Origin of the sequence: Erwinia sp. JH02 (assembly GCF_013074405.1) — a bacterium.
GTDB classification, from domain to species: Bacteria; Pseudomonadota; Gammaproteobacteria; order Enterobacterales; family Enterobacteriaceae; genus Erwinia; species Erwinia rhapontici.
In genome coordinates this window covers 416,381-433,287 of record NZ_JABANZ010000003.1, presented here as the reverse complement: position 1 = coordinate 433,287, position 16,907 = coordinate 416,381, and the positions used below count along the sequence as shown (strand labels likewise).

14 protein-coding genes are annotated in these 16,907 nt (G+C 56.3%); 1 reads left to right on the top strand and 13 read right to left on the bottom strand.

Annotation, left to right across the window (positions count from 1 at the left end; genetic code table 11):
• The 4 genes from menH to elaB form a co-directional block, all read right to left on the bottom strand.
• Window positions 1-768, bottom strand: a complete 768-nt coding sequence (gene menH / locus HHI26_RS11145; protein ID WP_171149099.1) for a 2-succinyl-6-hydroxy-2,4-cyclohexadiene-1-carboxylate synthase — start codon at window positions 766-768, stop codon at window positions 1-3.
• A complete protein-coding gene (menD, locus tag HHI26_RS11140; RefSeq protein WP_171149152.1) occupies window positions 765-2,432 on the bottom strand; it encodes a 2-succinyl-5-enolpyruvyl-6-hydroxy-3-cyclohexene-1-carboxylic-acid synthase in 1,668 nt (555 codons plus the stop codon). Before menD ends, menH begins: the two co-directional genes overlap by 4 nt.
• Before the next feature lie 85 nt (window positions 2,433-2,517).
• Window positions 2,518-3,774, bottom strand: a complete 1,257-nt coding sequence (locus HHI26_RS11135; protein WP_171149098.1) for an isochorismate synthase — start codon at window positions 3,772-3,774, stop codon at window positions 2,518-2,520.
• A gap of 145 nt (window positions 3,775-3,919) precedes the next feature.
• Window positions 3,920-4,231 (bottom strand): stress response protein ElaB, encoded by a 312-nt coding sequence (elaB, locus tag HHI26_RS11130; RefSeq protein ID WP_133841412.1) that lies wholly within the window; start codon window positions 4,229-4,231, stop codon window positions 3,920-3,922.
• Between the two features lie 334 nt (window positions 4,232-4,565).
• Between elaB and HHI26_RS11125 the strand changes: the two genes are divergently transcribed.
• Window positions 4,566-6,224 (top strand): glucan biosynthesis protein D, encoded by a 1,659-nt coding sequence (locus tag HHI26_RS11125; RefSeq protein WP_171149097.1) that lies wholly within the window; start codon window positions 4,566-4,568, stop codon window positions 6,222-6,224.
• Window positions 6,225-6,329: 105 nt separating this feature from the next.
• On the opposite strand, the gene HHI26_RS11120 is transcribed toward HHI26_RS11125, so the two are convergent.
• From HHI26_RS11120 to nuoG, 9 genes are all read right to left on the bottom strand, one after another.
• The gene (locus HHI26_RS11120; protein ID WP_133841410.1) at window positions 6,330-6,788 is read right to left on the bottom strand and encodes a GNAT family N-acetyltransferase; all 459 of its coding nucleotides are present in this window, start codon (window positions 6,786-6,788) and stop codon (window positions 6,330-6,332) included.
• 74 nt (window positions 6,789-6,862) lie between these two features.
• Window positions 6,863-8,320 carry an NADH-quinone oxidoreductase subunit NuoN gene (gene nuoN, locus HHI26_RS11115; RefSeq protein WP_133841409.1) on the bottom strand — a complete coding sequence of 486 codons (1,458 nt, stop codon included), beginning with the start codon at window positions 8,318-8,320 and terminating at the stop codon, window positions 6,863-6,865.
• Window positions 8,321-8,326: 6 nt separating this feature from the next.
• Window positions 8,327-9,847: an NADH-quinone oxidoreductase subunit M gene (gene nuoM / locus HHI26_RS11110; RefSeq protein WP_171149096.1), complete on the bottom strand. Its 1,521-nt coding sequence runs from the start codon at window positions 9,845-9,847 to the stop codon at window positions 8,327-8,329.
• 71 nt (window positions 9,848-9,918) lie between these two features.
• Window positions 9,919-11,757 (bottom strand): NADH-quinone oxidoreductase subunit L, encoded by a 1,839-nt coding sequence (gene nuoL / locus HHI26_RS11105; RefSeq protein ID WP_133841407.1) that lies wholly within the window; start codon window positions 11,755-11,757, stop codon window positions 9,919-9,921.
• Window positions 11,754-12,056, bottom strand: coding sequence for an NADH-quinone oxidoreductase subunit NuoK (nuoK, locus tag HHI26_RS11100; protein WP_133841406.1), 303 nt, complete (start codon window positions 12,054-12,056; stop codon window positions 11,754-11,756). Before nuoK ends, nuoL begins: the two co-directional genes overlap by 4 nt.
• Window positions 12,053-12,607, bottom strand: a complete 555-nt coding sequence (gene nuoJ, locus HHI26_RS11095) for an NADH-quinone oxidoreductase subunit J (RefSeq protein WP_133841405.1) — start codon at window positions 12,605-12,607, stop codon at window positions 12,053-12,055. Before nuoJ ends, nuoK begins: the two co-directional genes overlap by 4 nt.
• A gap of 10 nt (window positions 12,608-12,617) precedes the next feature.
• Window positions 12,618-13,160: an NADH-quinone oxidoreductase subunit NuoI gene (nuoI, locus tag HHI26_RS11090; RefSeq protein WP_048915455.1), complete on the bottom strand. Its 543-nt coding sequence runs from the start codon at window positions 13,158-13,160 to the stop codon at window positions 12,618-12,620.
• A gap of 13 nt (window positions 13,161-13,173) precedes the next feature.
• Window positions 13,174-14,151, bottom strand: a complete 978-nt coding sequence (gene nuoH, locus HHI26_RS11085; protein ID WP_133841404.1) for an NADH-quinone oxidoreductase subunit NuoH — start codon at window positions 14,149-14,151, stop codon at window positions 13,174-13,176.
• Window positions 14,148-16,874, bottom strand: coding sequence for an NADH-quinone oxidoreductase subunit NuoG (gene nuoG / locus HHI26_RS11080; protein ID WP_133841403.1), 2,727 nt, complete (start codon window positions 16,872-16,874; stop codon window positions 14,148-14,150). Before nuoG ends, nuoH begins: the two co-directional genes overlap by 4 nt.
• Window positions 16,875-16,907: the final 33 nt, after the last annotated feature.

Sequence of the window (16,907 nt, the reverse complement as noted above, 5' to 3'; positions counted from 1 at the left end):
TTAATGGTGATTAAGCACGCGGGCAAGTTGATGGGCAAATGCCAGGGGATTCGCCAGGTGCGAGTTATGGCCCGCTGCGGGGATAACCGCAGGAGGAAGTGCGGCCTGCTGAGCAAGCTGCAAAAATTTTTGATCCCACTCACCGCAGAGATAGCGGAACGGAAAGGTTTTTTCTCGCAGTTCCGGCAGCAGGTCGGGCTGCTCTGAGAGTGAGGTGGCCTGTAACATCGCCGCCAGATCTTCACCGCGATTGTTGAGCCGCCGGGCGACCAGGCACTGGCGTTGGATTGCGGTCAGTTCGGCAAAAACCGGCTGCTGATACCACTGGTCCAACGCCTCTTCCAGCGGTTGCTGGCGGAAACACTGTACCCAGCCCTGGTCATGCGCCCGGCGGCGGGTACGCTCACTGGGGCAACTGAGGCCAAAATGCCCGGCTTCCACCAGCAATCCTGCCAGACCGTTACCGGCGTGACGGCAGGCGTGATAGAGCGCCAGCCGTCCGCCGAGGGAGTAACCGATCAGCCAATAGCGATCGACCTGGTGATAGTGCAGCGTGGCGTTAAGTCGCTGGCATACATCATCAAAACCGCTCACGGTCTGCGCACGTGAACCACCGTGACCGGGCAGATCAATACTGAGCAGCGGCCAGTGACTGAAATAGCGCTGAACCGGCTGCCAGTCCGTTGCACTCCCGAGAAAACCGTGCAGCCATACCAGTACCGGACGCGTACTGTGATGGTGCCCCTGCCAGTGCGCATGTAGCATCATAAATGGACCACCTCGCTGGCGCAGCGCGCCAGGGTTTGTGCACCCTCATCACCGTCGACCACCACCTCAATCAGGGTGATGCCCGAACTGAAACCCTGTTCAACCGCCCGCTGAAGTGCCTGCCAGCTGGCTGGCTGTGCAAAATGCAAACCAAACAGTGCCGCAGCATGGCGAAAATCAACGCTGGGCGGCATAGTGAAGAAGCGTTCACGTTCAGATAAGGGCGTTGGCAGCATAGAGAAGATCTGGCCGCCCTGGTTGTTTACCACGATGACCACCACCGGCGCAGAAGCCTGCTGCAACAGCGCCAGGCTATTCAGATCGTAGAGCGCGGAGAGATCGCCCAGCAGGATCAGTAGCGGCTGGCCCGTGCCGCGCTGTACGCCCGCCGCCGTTGCCAGTAACCCGTCGATGCCGCTGGCACCGCGATTACAGTACAGCGGATAACCCGCAGGAAGCTGTGCAAAAGCATCAACCAGGCGAATGGCGAGGCTGTTGCCGATAAACAGCGCGCCGTTTTCCGGCAGCAGTGCGGGCAGACGGTGCGCCAGCTGTGCCTCGCCAAACTGCTGCAAATGCTGTTGCAGATAGTCCCGGGTACGTTCAGCCAGCGGCACCAGCTGTGGACACCAGGGATGACGAGGCGCCGCAGGATGGTGCTGCAACCAGTCAGAAATATTGGCCTGAATGCGCCGCCCGCCAGGGTTCCCCGGATGGCGATGCCCCGGTAATGCATCGATCAGCCAGTACATCTCAGTGCCGCTGTCGTTCTGATAGTTGAGCAGGTTTTTTCCCGTCAGGCTGCTGCCGAACTGCACCACGATCTGCGCCTCACTCAAGGCCCGCTGTGCCGATGGATGCCCCAGCCACAAGGCCGCGCCAGGCAGTGGTTGCCCGGTTTGTGACACCACGTCACCGAGCAGCGGCCACCCCAGCATTTCCGCCCACTCGGCCAGCTGCTGGCCTTGCTGAGCACTGACGCGCCCGACAATCACCACCCCCCGTTTCTGGCGCCAGAAAAACCAGTCTTCTTCAATGGGGGTATGGCTGCGCTGTGGATATTTCAGCCAGGGTTCGTTGCTGTCCCACCAGTTTCCCAGTTCATCCTGCCAGGCGAGGTAATCGTTGCTGTCAGCGCCATACAGAGGTTCAGCAAACGGGCAGTTGATATGCACGCCGCCATGCTGCTGCTGTGCCAGCAAGGTATCGATGGCCGAGACCAGCCAGCGTGCGGGGATCGACGGTGAAGGCCGGGGAAGGTTGAGTACAGCGGAAACGTGGGACGCAAAGAGACCAGGCTGTTCAATGGCCTGATTCGCGCCACAGTGAATCAATTCGGGTGGGCGGTCGGCGCTGATGGCGACCAGTTTTTCGCCGGTCAGATGTGCTTCAACCAGCGCGGGATAAAGGTTGGCTACCGCCGTCCCGGAAGTGACAACGATCGCCACCGGTTGATGGGTGGTTTTGGCCAGGCCGAGCGCGAGAAAACCGAGGCCACGCTCGTCAAAATGGGTATGACACACCCATTTATCACTGGCTGCTACTGCCAGAGCCAGCGGCGCAGAACGGGACCCGGGAGCAATGCAGATATGCCGTATACCGTGGCGCGTCAGCGTTTCCAGCAGTACGGTAGCCCAGCGGCGATTAAACGTTGCGTGCGACATCTCTTGCTGCATAGCCACTCCAGATCAAAAATCCTCGCGCTATTATAATCAGCTGAATTGAGGTCCTTTTTGATTTGGGCCAGTTTTACCCCTGGTTTTCCGCCGTGAGTAACGTGCCCAGCGTCGCGGCTTTGCGTTCAATTTCCTCCCACTCCCGCTCCGGTTCGGAGCCGCTGACAATACCGGCCCCAGCGTAGAGGCGAACCTGTGCCCCCGACACCTGCGCGCAACGGAGCACCACGGCAAACTCGCTGTGTGACTGCGACAGATACCCCACCGACCCGCTGTACCAGCCGCGACTAAAGGGTTCCTGCTGACGAATAAAAGCCTGTGCAGCGGCACGCGGCACCCCGGCAACGGCCGCTGTGGGTTGAAGGCGATCCACGCATTGCGCATCGTCCGCTCGCATTAACCGCGCGCGGATCCGCCGCCGGATATGTTGCAGATGACGCAGCGGCAGTAATTCTGCGGGCATGACTTCCAGTTCAGTAACAATATCCGCCAGCCGCTGACGGATATCCTCCACCACCAGGGTGTTTTCCCACTGGTTTTTTTTATCCATCAGCAACCCTGGCTGATGCACGTCAGCCGTTCCGGCTAGGGCTTCACTCGAAAGCTGGCTGCCCTCGCGCGCATACAGCCGTTCAGGGCTGGATCCCACCAACGCCTGATGTTCCTCTGTGGCCAGCATAAAATGGTAGCTATGGGGGTTAATGCGCTGGCTGGCGGCCAGCAAGGCGGCGGCAGACAAGGGGCCAGACAGGCTGAAATCGCTGACGCGTGCCAGCACGACTTTCTCCAGTTCGCCAGCGGCTATAGCCGTCAGCGCATGGTTAACCCGTTGGACCCAGCCCGCTTTATCCGGGGCATGATGCACGCGATGATAATGCGGTAAGGATGTAGCCGGCTGCACCGGGCGCAAGCCTGCCAGCCAGTGCAGCAAACGCCGGGCTTGCTGCTGTAACGAACCGTCGCTGACCAGATTGATCGTCAAGTGGTGCCCTGCACTGTCCTGCTGCCACAGCAGGACAGGCAGAAACAGGTCACTGGCACCAAAGATGCTGTTTGCGCCAAACATCCGCCAGCCCGGCGGCAATGCCTGCAAGCGCAGGGTAGCCTCTGCAACGGAGTGAAACCGCTCAAGCGCACCACAGGCTGCCACGATCTCTTCACCACTGCGCGACTGCCAGTAAAACTGGGGCCAGCAGGACTGGGAGGCTAGCCAGTTCAGCGCATCAGTTTCGGGGGAAAAGCGCACGCTGATTTGCCGCACGCCGGGCACCGATTCGCTCACCTGTGCGAGCCGATCGCGTAGCTGTTCTACCGCCTGAGCAAGTTGCACGCTGACCTCAATAGAAAGTAAAACACGGATGGGCAGTTATGTTAGCGGGATTAGCAAGGCAGGATATTGATCTGAAAACAGCGGAGAGAAATGAACAGACGCCCGGGAGGGCGTCTGTTGTGCTACTGCCTGTTGTTCTACTGAATTAGCGACGCGCCAGCAGCAGGCCGATGACCAGGCCCAACGTGGCACCGACACCAATCCCCTGCCAGGGTTTATCGTGGACATAATCATCAGCACGCGTAACGGCCTGACGGGCTCGCACATAGTAGGTATCAGAGGCATCGCTGATGCGGGACTTCACCTGGTTCAGTGATTTTTCCGCTTTCGCTTTCAGCTCAATGTATTTCTGATCGGCCGGATCGCCCGACGACTTCAGCACTTCTTCCAGGGTTTCAGTGAGCAGCGCCAGATCGTCATCCAGGCGAGTTTCATGTGGTTCAGTCGTTGTTGCCATTTCCATTCTCCTTGGGCGAAAAATCTTCGTCAGGTAACTATAGACAGTTTTTGCCGCTCTGCTTGATTAAAACCGCCAGGAATCGACTGAGAATGGTGTGTTCAGGGACAGTAAAACGGGTCAAAGGGTGCTTATTTTCCCGATATTTACGTTAATTCACATGCGAAACCACTGCGGTAGTTAGATTTATCTGATAAATTTTGCGTGAACTGAATCATTACCCAGGCAAGCTGTCGTAACTCTCTGTAACCGGACCTTTATCCGGCGAAGCGAATGCGTGCAAACGCACGACAGTCACTACAAACTCCGTTCACCTGAGGAAATTATTTCCGGCATGAATCGAAGAATGTTTATGAAAGCGTCAATGGCATTCGCAACCCTCAGTGGGATGTCGGGTTTATCCACGTTGTTCTCCCAGGCTGCCTGGGCGGAAGACGGGATTGCCGATGGTTCCGCAAAGCGATTTGATTTTGATGTGCTTAAAAAAATGGCCGCCGATATGGCAAAACAGGCCTATGGTGGTGCTCCGGCGCCGTTGCCTGAAACACTGGCAACGCTGACGCCGCAGGCCTATAACGAAATCCAGTACGATGCCAACCATTCGCTGTGGAACGGCATCGACAACCGTCAGCTTGACGTTCAGTTCTTCCATGTGGGGATGGGCTTTAAGCGCCGTATCCGCATGTTCTCCGTTGATGGTGCCAGTCGTGAGGCGCGTGAAATTCACTTCCGCCCTGAGTTGTTTAACTACAACAATGCTCACGTCGACACCAAACAGCTGGAAGGCAAAACCGACCTTGGCTTCGCTGGTTTCCGTGCATTTAAAAAACCCGAGCTGGCAAAACGCGACATCGTCTCGTTCCTCGGCGCCAGCTACTTCCGTGCTGTCGATGAAACCTTCCAGTACGGTCTGTCCGCGCGTGGCGTGGCCATCGACACCTTCAGTAACGGTAAAGAAGAGTTCCCGGACTTCACCGCCTTCTGGTTCGAAACCCCGAAAGCCGATGACACCACCTTTGTGGTGTATACCCTGCTGGATGGCCCGAGCTGCACCGGCGCGTTTAAATTCACCATTCACTGCGAAGATAAACGCGTAGTGATGGAAGTGGAAAACCACATTTATGCGCGCAAGAATATCCAGCAGTTGGGTATCTCGCCGATGACCACCATGTTCAGCTGCGGCAATAACGAGCGCCGCATGTGCGATACCATCCATCCGCAGATCCACGACTCCGATCGTCTGGCCATGTGGACAGGGAGCGGTGAGTGGATTTGCCGTCCGCTGAACAACCCACAGCGTCTGACGTTTAACGCCTATCAGGATGAAAACCCGCGTGGTTTTGGCATGTTACAGCTTAATCATGACTTCGACAGTTATCAGGATGTGATTGGCTGGTACAACAAGCGCCCAAGCCTGTGGGTGGAACCGGTCGGTAAGTGGGGTAAAGGTGCGATTAACCTGATGGAGATCCCGACCACGGGTGAAACGCTGGATAATATTGTCTGCTTCTGGCAGCCAGCCGATGCCATCAAAGCCGGGAGCGAGCACAGCTTCTCCTACAAGCTTTACTGGAGCGGCCTGCCACCGGTACGTAGCGGTCTGGCACGTGTTAATGCCACCCGCACCGGCATGGGCGGTTTCCCGGAAGGCTGGGCACCGGGCGAGCATTACCCGAACGTCTGGTCACGCCGTTTCGCCGTTGACTTTGTTGGCGGCGATCTGAAAGCAGCAGCACCGAAAGGCATTGAGCCGGTGATTAACGTCACCTCCGGTACGCTGAAGCAGGTTGAAATCCTCTACGTTGAACCGATTGATGGTTACCGTATTCTCTTCGACTGGTATCCAAACAGCGATTCCACCGAACCGGTAAATATGCGTCTGTTCCTGCGGACTAAAGATGAAACGTTAAGCGAAACCTGGCTGTATCAGTATGTTCCACCGCCGCCGGATAAGCGTAAATACGTGGATGACCGGATTATGACCGCGGGTTAATCGCGTTTGGACCTGGCCGGTCAAGGGCCAGGTCAACGTCTCAAGGTCCAGGGCGTTGACGTTGACGTTGACCTTAAAATAAACGATTAACGCCAAACGCTATCGCTAACCAGACGTCCGCTGCATATCAATATGCGGAATATTATCCTCCAGATACTCCCCGCTGACTGCCACAAACCCCAGACGAGCGTAGAAACGATGCAAATGCGCCTGTGCAGAAAGAAAAATAGGCTGCCCTGGCCAATGGTGTTCGCAGCTATTCATGGCCTGCTCCATTAGCCGACTCCCCAGGTTCAGCCCGCGCGCCTCTCCGGACACAATCACCCGACCAATCTTGACCGGCTGACCCTCCCCTTCAGGCATCAGAATGCGTGCACAGGCAACCAGCTGATTGTCGAGGATACCCAGCAGATGGCGGTTTTCACCCACCAGATCCGCGCCATCAATATCGAGATAAGGGCACTGCTGCTCAACAATAAACACCGCGTTGCGCAATGCCAGCAGCCGATAAAGCTGGGCGGCACTGAGTTCGCTGTGGTGCAGGTCCTGCCAGATGATGTCCATCAACTTAACTCCTCAGACTGAAGCAAAAAAAATCGGGCCACTGTGGGCCCGATTATTACCTGTCTTGCATCAAATTACATCAGTGGCTGCGCCAGTTTCACCAGCGAAATCAGCGGCTGCGGGAAGATACCCAGTATCAGCACCAGAATCGCGGAAATCAGCACCACCACACCACCGGCAGTAAATGCCCAGTTAGCAGGCGCATCACGCTGGGACAGTTCCGGTGGTGAAAGATACAGACTGACGGTCATACGCAGATAATAGTACAGGCCAATGGCACTGCCAAGCACCACAGCTCCGGTCAGCCACCACAGGTGCGCACTGACACCGACAGCAATCACATAGAACTTACCGATAAAGCCCAGCGTCATCGGGATACCCGCCAGCGACAGCATCATCACGGTCATGACTGAGGCGAGGATCGGACGGTGCCAGAACAGGCCACGGTAAGAGTACATAGAATCGGCATCCGGGCCACGGTACGGGCTGGACATCAGGCTGACCACACCGAAGGCGCCGAGGCTGCTGAACAGATAACCGGCCAGATAAACGCCAACGGTTTCCATCGACAGCTGATGGGTCTGTACCGCAATCAGGGCGACCAGCAGGTAACCAAGGTGAGCGATAGAAGAGTAACCCAGCAGACGCTTGATATTGCTCTGCGAGATTGCCATCAGGTTACCAAACAGCATGGATGCCACGGCGATCAGGCTGAGAACGGTACGCACACCTTCGTTATCCGCCATTGGCGCATACATAAACAGACGCATCAGCACGCCAAAAATGGCGATCTTGCTGGCGGTCGCCAGGAAGGTGGATACCGGTGCAGGTGCGCCCTGGTAAACATCCGGCGTCCAGAGATGGAACGGCACCAGTGACAGTTTAAAGCCAAAGCCGACAATCATCAGACCCAGGCCCGCTAACAACAGCGGCTGGTTGATCACACCGTCATTCAGGCTTGCACCCAGTGATGCGAAAGCAAGGTTACCGGAATCGGCATACACCAGCGCCATACCAAACAGCAGGAACGATGAGGCCGCTGCCGACAGAATGGCGTACTTGATGGCGGCTTCCAGCGAGCGTTTTTGCTGGAAGGCATAGCCCACCAGACCAAACAGCGGCAGAGAAATCAGCTCAATACCAATGAACAACGATGCCAAATGGTTCGCACTGGCCAGCACCACGCCACCGAGGGCAGCAATCAGCACCAACAGATAGAACTCTTCACGGTTGTCCGGGTACGTTGCCAGCCACGGATAGGCAAAGGTGCAGGTCGCCAGGCTGGCAAGGATCACCAGCCCGGTATACAGCATCGAATAACCATCCACCCGCATCAGCGGGGTGACATCCATGGGGCCTGCCTGACCGACAAAGTACAGTGAAAACAGCGCCAGGTTGAGACCGACAACTGCCAGCGTCGCATTGACGAAGTGATTGCGTCGCCACGCAATGGACAGCATCACAACTACCACCGTCAATCCGACGATCAGCAGCGGCAGAAGCGCGATCAATTGTTGAGGAGTTATTGTCATGGCGAATTACGGCCTTGTAGTTGAAATTGAAGCAGTAAACCACTGCTGAATATTGCTCATCGCAGCATGAGAGGTATCCAGAATCGGCTGCGGATAAACACCCAGCAACACCAGCAGGACCACCAGCACCATGATCATCAGGAACTCACGTGCAGACATCCCCCCCAGCGGCGTTTCTGACTTCGGCGCACCGTAGTAAGCGCGTTGCATCATAATCAGCGAGTACACCGACGCGAACACCAGACCAAAGGTGGCGATGACAATAATCACCGGCACAGTCTGGAAGCTGCCCGTCAGGATCATAAACTCACCGACGAAGTTACCGGTGCCCGGCATCCCCAGGTTAGCAACGGCGAAGAACAGCGACAGGCCCGGCAACCACTTGATACGTGACCACAGGCCGCCCATCTGACGCATATCGCGGGTATGCAGGCGCTCATACAGCTGGCCACACAGAATAAACAGCGCAGAAGCGGAAAGACCATGCGCGATCATCTGGATGACGGCACCCTGGAACGCCAGCTGGCTGCCCGTGTAGATAGCAATCAGCACGAAGCCCATATGGGAAATCGAGGTGTAGGCAATCAGACGTTTGATGTCGTACTGCGAGAACGCCATCCATGCGCCGTAGAAGATCCCGATAATCCCCAGCCACATGGCAATCGGTGCAAACTCGGCAGAGGCATTCGGGAACAGCGGCAGGGCAAAACGCAGCAGGCCATAGGCCGCGGTCTTCAGCAAGATCCCCGCCAGGTCAACAGAACCTGCCGTAGGGGCCTGACTGTGCGCATCCGGTAACCAGCCGTGCAGCGGTACCACCGGCATTTTCACCGCGAACGCAATGAAGAAGCCCAGCATCAGCATGTATTCCACGCCGTGCGTCATTGGGGTTTTCAGCAGCAGTTCGTAGTTAAACGTCCATACGCCCGTTGCGTTGTAGTGCACAAACACCAGCGCCAGAATGGCGATCAGCATCACCAGACCACTGGCCTGGGTGTAGATGAAGAACTTGGTGGCAGCAGAAATACGCGTCTTCCCGTCAGAGGCTTTGTGGCCCCAGAGTGCGATCAGGAAGTACATCGGCACCAGCATCATCTCCCAGAAGAAGAAGAACAGGAACATGTCCATTGCCAGGAACACGCCGATTACGCCACCGAGGATCCACAGCAGGTTCAGATGGAAGAAACCCTGCCATTTCTCGATTTCATTCCACGAACAGAGAATAGCCATCAGGCCTAACAGGCCGGTCAGTACCACCATCAGCAGCGACAGACCATCCAGGGCCAGATGGAACTCAATACCGAAGCGTGGGATCCACGGCACGGAGAACTCAGATTGCCACTGCGGCAAGCCCGCCGCCTGAGTCAGTGAGTAATCTCCCTGCAGCCACAGTTGCAGCGAGAGCACAAACGTCAGCCCCATTGCGATCAGTGCAATCCAGCGTGGCAGCTTAGGCCCGAAGCGCTCCAGCTGCCAGCATAGTAACCCACCGACAAACGGGATGAATATTAGCCAAGGTAATAACATGGCGGTTTTCCCTTTATTGCGATTTTTATTCTTTATAGGGTGTGGCTCTGCCCCACCCCACTCACAAACCTTTACATCACCAGCAGCAGCGCCAGTACCACAACGGCACCAATGCTCATGGAGGCGAGATACCAGCGCAGATAGCCATTCTCACTGACGACCAGGCCTTTGTTAGCGCCGCGCGCCAGCAAAGCAGGAATATTCATCAGTGAATTGAGCGGATCACGCGACAGCAGCCAGGCAACGCCGAGATAAGGCTTAACAAAGACTTTGTCATACAGCCAGTCGAAGCCCCAGGCAGCAAACCACCAGGTACTGAAGAAACGGCCTACTGCGCTGTTGGCAATTGCCGTCACCAGAGTGCGTTTACCCAGCCAAAGAGCAGCTGCCAGCAGGATGCCCACAATCGCCACTACGCCAGACGCAATCTCCAGCGTCAGCACGCTACCATGCGCCAGCTCACTGGTCTCAGGCAACACGCCTTTCAGCGGTGGAACAATCATCGCACCAATAAAGGTTGAGAGAATTAACAGCACAATCAGCGGCAGATGGTGAGTGATCCCTTTGCCGGCATGAGCGTGAATTTTTTCTTCCCCGTGGAAGGTAATGAAGATCATACGGAAGGTGTAGAGGGAGGTCATAAACGCCCCTGCCAGGCCGGCAATCATCAGATTCAGATGACCGTTAGCCAGCGCACCCGCCAGGATCTCATCCTTACTGAAGAAGCCTGCGGTGATCAGCGGCAGCGCAGACAGCGCAGCGCCCCCGACCAGGAAGCAGACATACACCAGCGGGATACTTTTACGCAGACCGCCCATCTTGAAGATGTTCTGCTCATGATGGCAGGCAAGGATCACCGAACCAGAAGAGAGGAACAGCAGCGCTTTAAAGAACGCATGAGTCATCAGATGGAAGATCGCCGCGTCCCAGGCCTGAACACCCAGCGCCAGGAACATATAACCAATCTGGCTCATGGTGGAGTAAGCCAGCACGCGTTTGATATCGGTTTGCACCAGCGCGGCAAAACCGGCCAGTACCAGCGTGACCGCACCAATAATGCCGACCAGATGCAGCACTTCCGGCGTCATCAGGAACAAGCCGTGTGTACGGGCAATCAGGTAAACACCCGCGGTAACCATCGTGGCGGCGTGGATCAGAGCAGAAACCGGCGTCGGGCCGGCCATTGCATCAGCGAGCCACGTTTGCAGCGGCAGCTGTGCAGATTTACCGACCGCCCCGCCTAACAGCATCAGGGTCGCCCACTGCAGCATGTGGTTATCCGCTGCAAAGTGCTGTGGTGCCAGCTCCATCATTTCGCGGAAGTTCAGCGTACCCAGCTCGTTGTAGAGAATAAACAACGCAAATGCCAGGAACACGTCGCCCACACGGGTGATGATAAAGGCTTTCATTGCCGCCGCGCCGTTGTTCGGGTTGGTGTAATAGAAGCCAATCAGCAGATAAGAGCAGAGACCCACCCCTTCCCAGCCGAGATACATCAGCATCAGGTTATCGGCCAGCACCAGTACGACCATGCTGGCGATAAACAGGTTGGTGTAGGCGAAGAAGCGTGAGTAGCCCTCTTCTCCCCGCATATACCAGGACGCGAACATGTGGATCAGGAAACCAACGCCAGTGACCACCGACAACATGGTCAGCGACAGGCCGTCCAGCGTCAGGTTGACATCAATTTTGAAATTACCCACCTGCATCCAGGTCCACAGCGCCTGGTTGAATACCTGCTGGCCGTTATTGAAGAAGTCGATACCTGCATATGCCGCCACCAGCGCCGCAAGGCCGACCGATCCCATCCCCACGGTAGCAGACAGATTCTCTGACCAGCGGCCACGGGAGAACGCCAGCAGTAAGAAGCCAATCAGCGGAAACAGGATAGTTAAATAGAGAAGGTTCATCCGCGCATCTCGCTCACTTTATCAATGTTGAGGGTCTGGCTACGACGATGGAGCTGCAGCAGCAGCGCCAGGCCAATGCTGGCCTCAGCCGCGGCCAGGCTGATTGCCAGGATAAACATCACCTGACCGTCGGCCTGTCCCCAGTAGCTTCCCGCCACCACAAACGCCAGTGCTGCGGCGTTAATCATGATTTCGAGACTAATCAACATAAACAGCAGATTGCGGCGGATCACCACGCCTGTCAGTCCAAGGACAAACAGGATGGCTGCCAGAATAAGTCCATGCTGTAGAGGGATCATACCCGCTCCTCCTTATTACTTTTCGCCGCATCACCCGGACGGTTGCTCAGAACCTCACCAGAACGCTGTTCGCGCCCGATGTGGAAGGCCACCACCAGACCCGCCAGAAGCAGCATCGATGCCAGCTCAACGGCCAGAACATACGGACCGAAAAGACTGATACCCACTGCTTTCGCATCGATCATCTTGCCGTCGATGCCCTGGTCATTAATGCCGCTAATGGCATAAACCAGCACCACCAGCAATACCAGGGAGAGCGCAGCCGGCCCCATCCACATACTCGGTTTCAGCCACTGGCGCTCCTGCTCGACTTCCTGGCCGCCCAGATTCAGCATCATCACCACGAAGACGAACAGCACCATAATCGCACCGGCATAAACAATGATTTCCAGCGCGCCCGCAAAGTAGGCGCCGAGCGAAAAGAACACTCCTGAAACGGCCAGCAAAGAAATAATCAGGTACAGCAACGCATGTACCGGGTTGGTATGAGTGATGACGCGCAACGTCGCCAGCACCGCTACCAGACCACTAACATAAAAAGCAAATTCCATGCCTGGCTCCTTAAGGTAACAAGCCCTTGACGTCGATAGGTTTGGCTTCGTTTTCAGCGTCGCCTTTGTCTTTACCGTCGATCGCCATACCCGCCATCCGGTAGAAATTGTACTCCGGGTATTTACCCGGGCCGGAAATCAGCAAGTGTTCTTTTTCATACACCAGATCCTGACGCTTGAACTCACCCAGTTCGAAATCTGGGGTAAGCTGAATCGCAGTGGTCGGGCAAGCCTCTTCACACAGGCCACAGAAAATGCAGCGCGAGAAGTTAATACGGAAGAACTCCGGATACCAGCGGCCATCCGCCATCTCTGCTTTTTGCAGAGAAATACAGCCTACCGGGCAGGCAACAGCACACAGGTTGCAGGCAACACAGCGCTCCTGGCCATCCGGATCGCGCGTCAGCACAATACGGCCACGGTAGCGTGGTGGCAGATAAACCGGCTCTTCCGGATACATCATGGTTTCGCGTTTGGCGAAGGCATTCATGCCTATCAGCCAGATACTGCGTACGGTTGTCCCGAAACCAACGACAAGGTCTTTTAATGTCATGTTCTTAAACCCCTTACTGCGCCGTGTACAGAATGACTGCGGCAGTCGCCAGCAGATTCAACAGCGTCAACGGCAGACAGACTTTCCAGCCGAACGACATCACCTGGTCATAGCGCGGACGCGGTAACGCAGCACGAATCAGAATGAACATCATCATGAAGAATGCCGTTTTAATCGCGAACCAGAAAATCGGTGGCAACCACGGACCGTTCCAGCCGCCGAAGAACAGCGTGACGATCAGTGATGAAACGGTCACGATACCGACGTATTCACCGACAAAGAACAGGCCGAATTTCATCCCGGCATATTCAATGTGGTAACCGTCGGCCAGTTCCTGTTCCGCTTCTGGCTGGTCAAACGGATGGCGGTGACAGACCGCAACACCGGCGATGCAGAAGGTAAGGAAACCTAAGAACTGCGGGATCACGTTCCACAGATGCTGCTGACTGTTAACAATGTCGACCATGTTGAATGAGCCCGCCTGTGCGACCACGCCCATCAACGACAGACCGAGGAACACTTCATAGCTCAGGGTCTGCGCAGAGGCACGCATTGCGCCCAGCAGCGAGTATTTGTTATTACTCGACCAGCCGGCAAACAGCACCGCGTACACCGCCAGACCCGCCATCATCAGGAAGAACAGCAGACCAATGTTCAGGTCGGCGCCCATCCAGGTGGAGGTCACCGGCACAATCGCCATCGCCAGCAGCAGCGAGGTAAAAGCAATCATAGGAGCGAGGGTAAAAATCACGCGGTCGGTAAACGGCGGGATCCAGTCCTCTTTAAAGAACATTTTGATCATGTCAGCGACCAACTGCAGGGAACCGCCCCAGCCGACACGGTTAGGCCCGTATCGGTTCTGGAACAGGCCGAGCAGACGGCGCTCACCAAAGCTCATAAAGGCGCCACAACCGACCACCACAAACAGGATAATCAGCGCTTTTACGACGGCAATCAGCACGTCGATAACTTCCGGTGTCAGCCAGCTCATTGTACTGCCTCCCGCAGATTGTCGATGTTGCTACCCGCCAGGAACGGTGGAATGCCCGGTAAACCGAGTGGCAAACCCACCTGCCCTGCCTGCAACGTGCTGGAGAAGCGTACTGGCAGGCGCAGTGTTTCGCCCTGGCAAGTAAACTCAACGGCCGTGCCGACATTCACCCCAAGCTTCGCAGCATCATCCGGATTAACCATCAGGTAGGCTTCTGGCATACGCTGCTGAATAACCGGGGCGCGCTGAGTCATTTCATCGCTGCCGAACAGGTGGAAATACGGTGCCACACGCCAGGCATCGTTCACGCCAGTGAAGGCAGCAGGTACCGTGTCGAACCAGCCCAGCTGTGTGGCCCCCGCTTCGATCAGACGCACGCCTGGATCGCCATTACGCAGGCTTCCGCCCACTTCCGCCTGGAATTTATTCCATGCCTGAGGTGAGTTCCAGCCTGGTGCCCAGGCAAACGGAATTTGCGAACGTGCTGCAGACGGCTGGTTGTTCCCTTCCATAGAGAAGGCAAACATGCTGTCTTTGTCCTGCGGCTGACGCGGCTCATGCACGTCGATGTTGGCGCGCATTGCAGTACGCCCACTCGAACGGTTAGGTGAACGTGCCAGTTTCTGACCACGAATACGGAAGCTGGCATCAGGTGCCGCTTCTTTAATCCCAGCCAGCTGTGGCAACGCCGCTACGCAGGCATCGATCACATGATCGAGCTGGCTCCAGTCCACTTCGCGGCTGTTAATCGTGCTTTGCAGCGAATGCAGCCAGCGCCAGCTTTCCAGCATCTGTACTTTTTCGTCGTAGTAGGCAGGGTCATAAACCTGGAAGAAGCGCTGTGCGCGGCCTTCCTGATTCACTACCGTACCGTCGCTTTCAGCAAAGCTGGCGCTGGAGAGGATCAGACCGGCTTTTTCCGTGGTCGACGTACGCTGATGATCGAGTACGATCACGTTTGGCGTATGGGCCAGCGCAGCATCCACCTTCGCCTTTGGCAGGTGACGGTAGAGATCGTTTTCCATGATAATCACGGCATCTGCTGCACCGCTTTCCAGCTCGGACAATGCCACATCAAGGGATTTCCCACCGATCAGGCCAAGACCCACGCTGTTCGTCGCGGTTGCCAGCAGGGTAATACCTACATCAGCACCGCGATTCTTCAGTGCTTTTGCCACGTTAGCGGCCGCCTGAATCATCGCTTCGCTGCCGGAGTTAGTCCCGGAGATAATCAGCGGTTTCTTCGCCCCGGCTAATGCCTGAACGATGACGTCAATTTTGCCTGCCAGTGACTTATCAATATCCGTAACGACAGGCGCACTTTCATCCAGTTCATGCGCAACGGCAAAACCAAGACGCGCCTGATCTTCCACCGGGGCGCGATAGCTCCAGGCGGCAATGTCATCAAGACGGGTCTGGTCAACGTTGGTGACAAACAGGGGGTGCTTCGCGTTCTGCCCGATGTTCAAAATGGCGGCAATCTGCCAGTCTGCCACTTTCTGTGCGGCAGCCATTTCACGGGATTTGCCCTTCACCGCCTGACGCACTGACAGTGCAACGCGCGCTCCGGTCTGGGTCAGATCTTCACCCAGCACCAGCACCGCATCGTAGCTTTCAATTTCGCGCAGCGCCGGAGTATGAATTCCGCTGTCGCGCAATACTTTCAGCATCAGATCCAGGCGCGCCTGCTCTCCCGCCGCAATGCCGGTGGAGAAGTTTTCTGCACCGACCAGTTCACGCAGTGCAAAGTTGCTTTCTACGCTGGCTCGCGGGGAACCAATGCCGATCACTTTCTTCGCCTGGCGCAGCACATCCGCCGCGCCCTGCATTGCCTGGTCAGCATTCAGCGCGATCCAGTCATCACCGCGACGCTGCATCGGCTGGCGTGGACGGTCTTTCAGGTTCACGTAGCCATAGCCGAAACGACCACGGTCGCAGAGGAAGTAGTGGTTTACAGTACCGTTGTAGCGGTTTTCAATACGACGCAGTTCGCCATAGCGCTCACCCGGGCTGGTGTTACAACCGATGCTGCACTGCTGGCAAATGCTCGGTGCAAACTGCATATCCCACTTACGGTTATAACGCTCAGAGTGCGTTTTATCCGTGAATACGCCGGTCGGACAAATTTCAACCAGGTTACCGGAGAATTCGCTTTCCAGTACGCCGTCTTCCGGACGACCGAAGTAGACGTTATCGTGCGCGCCATAGACACCGAGGTCGGTGCCATCCGCGTAATCTTTGTAGTAACGCACGCAGCGGTAACAGGCGATGCAGCGGTTCATTTCGTGGGAAATGAACGGACCGAGATCCTGATTACGGTGGGTACGCTTCGTGAAACGATAACGACGGAAGCTGTGGCCGGTCATCACTGTCATATCTTGCAGGTGACAGTTACCGCCCTCTTCACATACCGGGCAGTCGTGCGGGTGGTTAGTCATTAACCACTCGACAACGCTTTCGCGAAACTCTTTGGCTTCGCCATCATCGATCGAAATAAAGGTGCCGTCAGACGCCGGGGTCATGCAGGACATAACCAGGCGGCCACGGGTGTCTTCGGCATTCTGAAATTGCTTCACCGCGCACTGGCGGCAGGCACCGACGCTACCGAGCGCCGGGTGCCAGCAGAAATAAGGAATATCTAAGCCGAGGGAGAGACAGGCCTGCAAGAGGTTGTCTGCGCCATCAACATCATATTCTTTACCGTCTACATGAATTGTAGCCATAGTGAACATGCTTCCGTAAGGCCCGTGCGAACA

What these genes read in the sequence shown, in the direction of transcription:
- menH (WP_171149099.1), bottom strand. Translation starts at nt 768, where the DNA reads ATGATGCTACATGCGCACTGGCAGGGGCACCATCACAGTACGCGTCCG.
- menD (WP_171149152.1), bottom strand. Translation starts at nt 2,432, where the DNA reads ATGTCGCACGCAACGTTTAATCGCCGCTGGGCTACCGTACTGCTGGAA.
- elaB (WP_133841412.1), bottom strand. Translation starts at nt 4,231, where the DNA reads ATGGCAACAACGACTGAACCACATGAAACTCGCCTGGATGACGATCTG.
- HHI26_RS11125 (WP_171149097.1), top strand. Translation starts at nt 4,566, where the DNA reads ATGAATCGAAGAATGTTTATGAAAGCGTCAATGGCATTCGCAACCCTC.
- HHI26_RS11120 (WP_133841410.1), bottom strand. Translation starts at nt 6,788, where the DNA reads ATGGACATCATCTGGCAGGACCTGCACCACAGCGAACTCAGTGCCGCC.
- nuoN (WP_133841409.1), bottom strand. Translation starts at nt 8,320, where the DNA reads ATGACAATAACTCCTCAACAATTGATCGCGCTTCTGCCGCTGCTGATC.
- nuoM (WP_171149096.1), bottom strand. Translation starts at nt 9,847, where the DNA reads ATGTTATTACCTTGGCTAATATTCATCCCGTTTGTCGGTGGGTTACTA.
- nuoL (WP_133841407.1), bottom strand. Translation starts at nt 11,757, where the DNA reads ATGAACCTTCTCTATTTAACTATCCTGTTTCCGCTGATTGGCTTCTTA.
- nuoK (WP_133841406.1), bottom strand. Translation starts at nt 12,056, where the DNA reads ATGATCCCTCTACAGCATGGACTTATTCTGGCAGCCATCCTGTTTGTC.
- nuoJ (WP_133841405.1), bottom strand. Translation starts at nt 12,607, where the DNA reads ATGGAATTTGCTTTTTATGTTAGTGGTCTGGTAGCGGTGCTGGCGACG.
- nuoI (WP_048915455.1), bottom strand. Translation starts at nt 13,160, where the DNA reads ATGACATTAAAAGACCTTGTCGTTGGTTTCGGGACAACCGTACGCAGT.
- nuoH (WP_133841404.1), bottom strand. Translation starts at nt 14,151, where the DNA reads ATGAGCTGGCTGACACCGGAAGTTATCGACGTGCTGATTGCCGTCGTA.
- nuoG (WP_133841403.1), bottom strand. Translation starts at nt 16,874, where the DNA reads ATGGCTACAATTCATGTAGACGGTAAAGAATATGATGTTGATGGCGCA.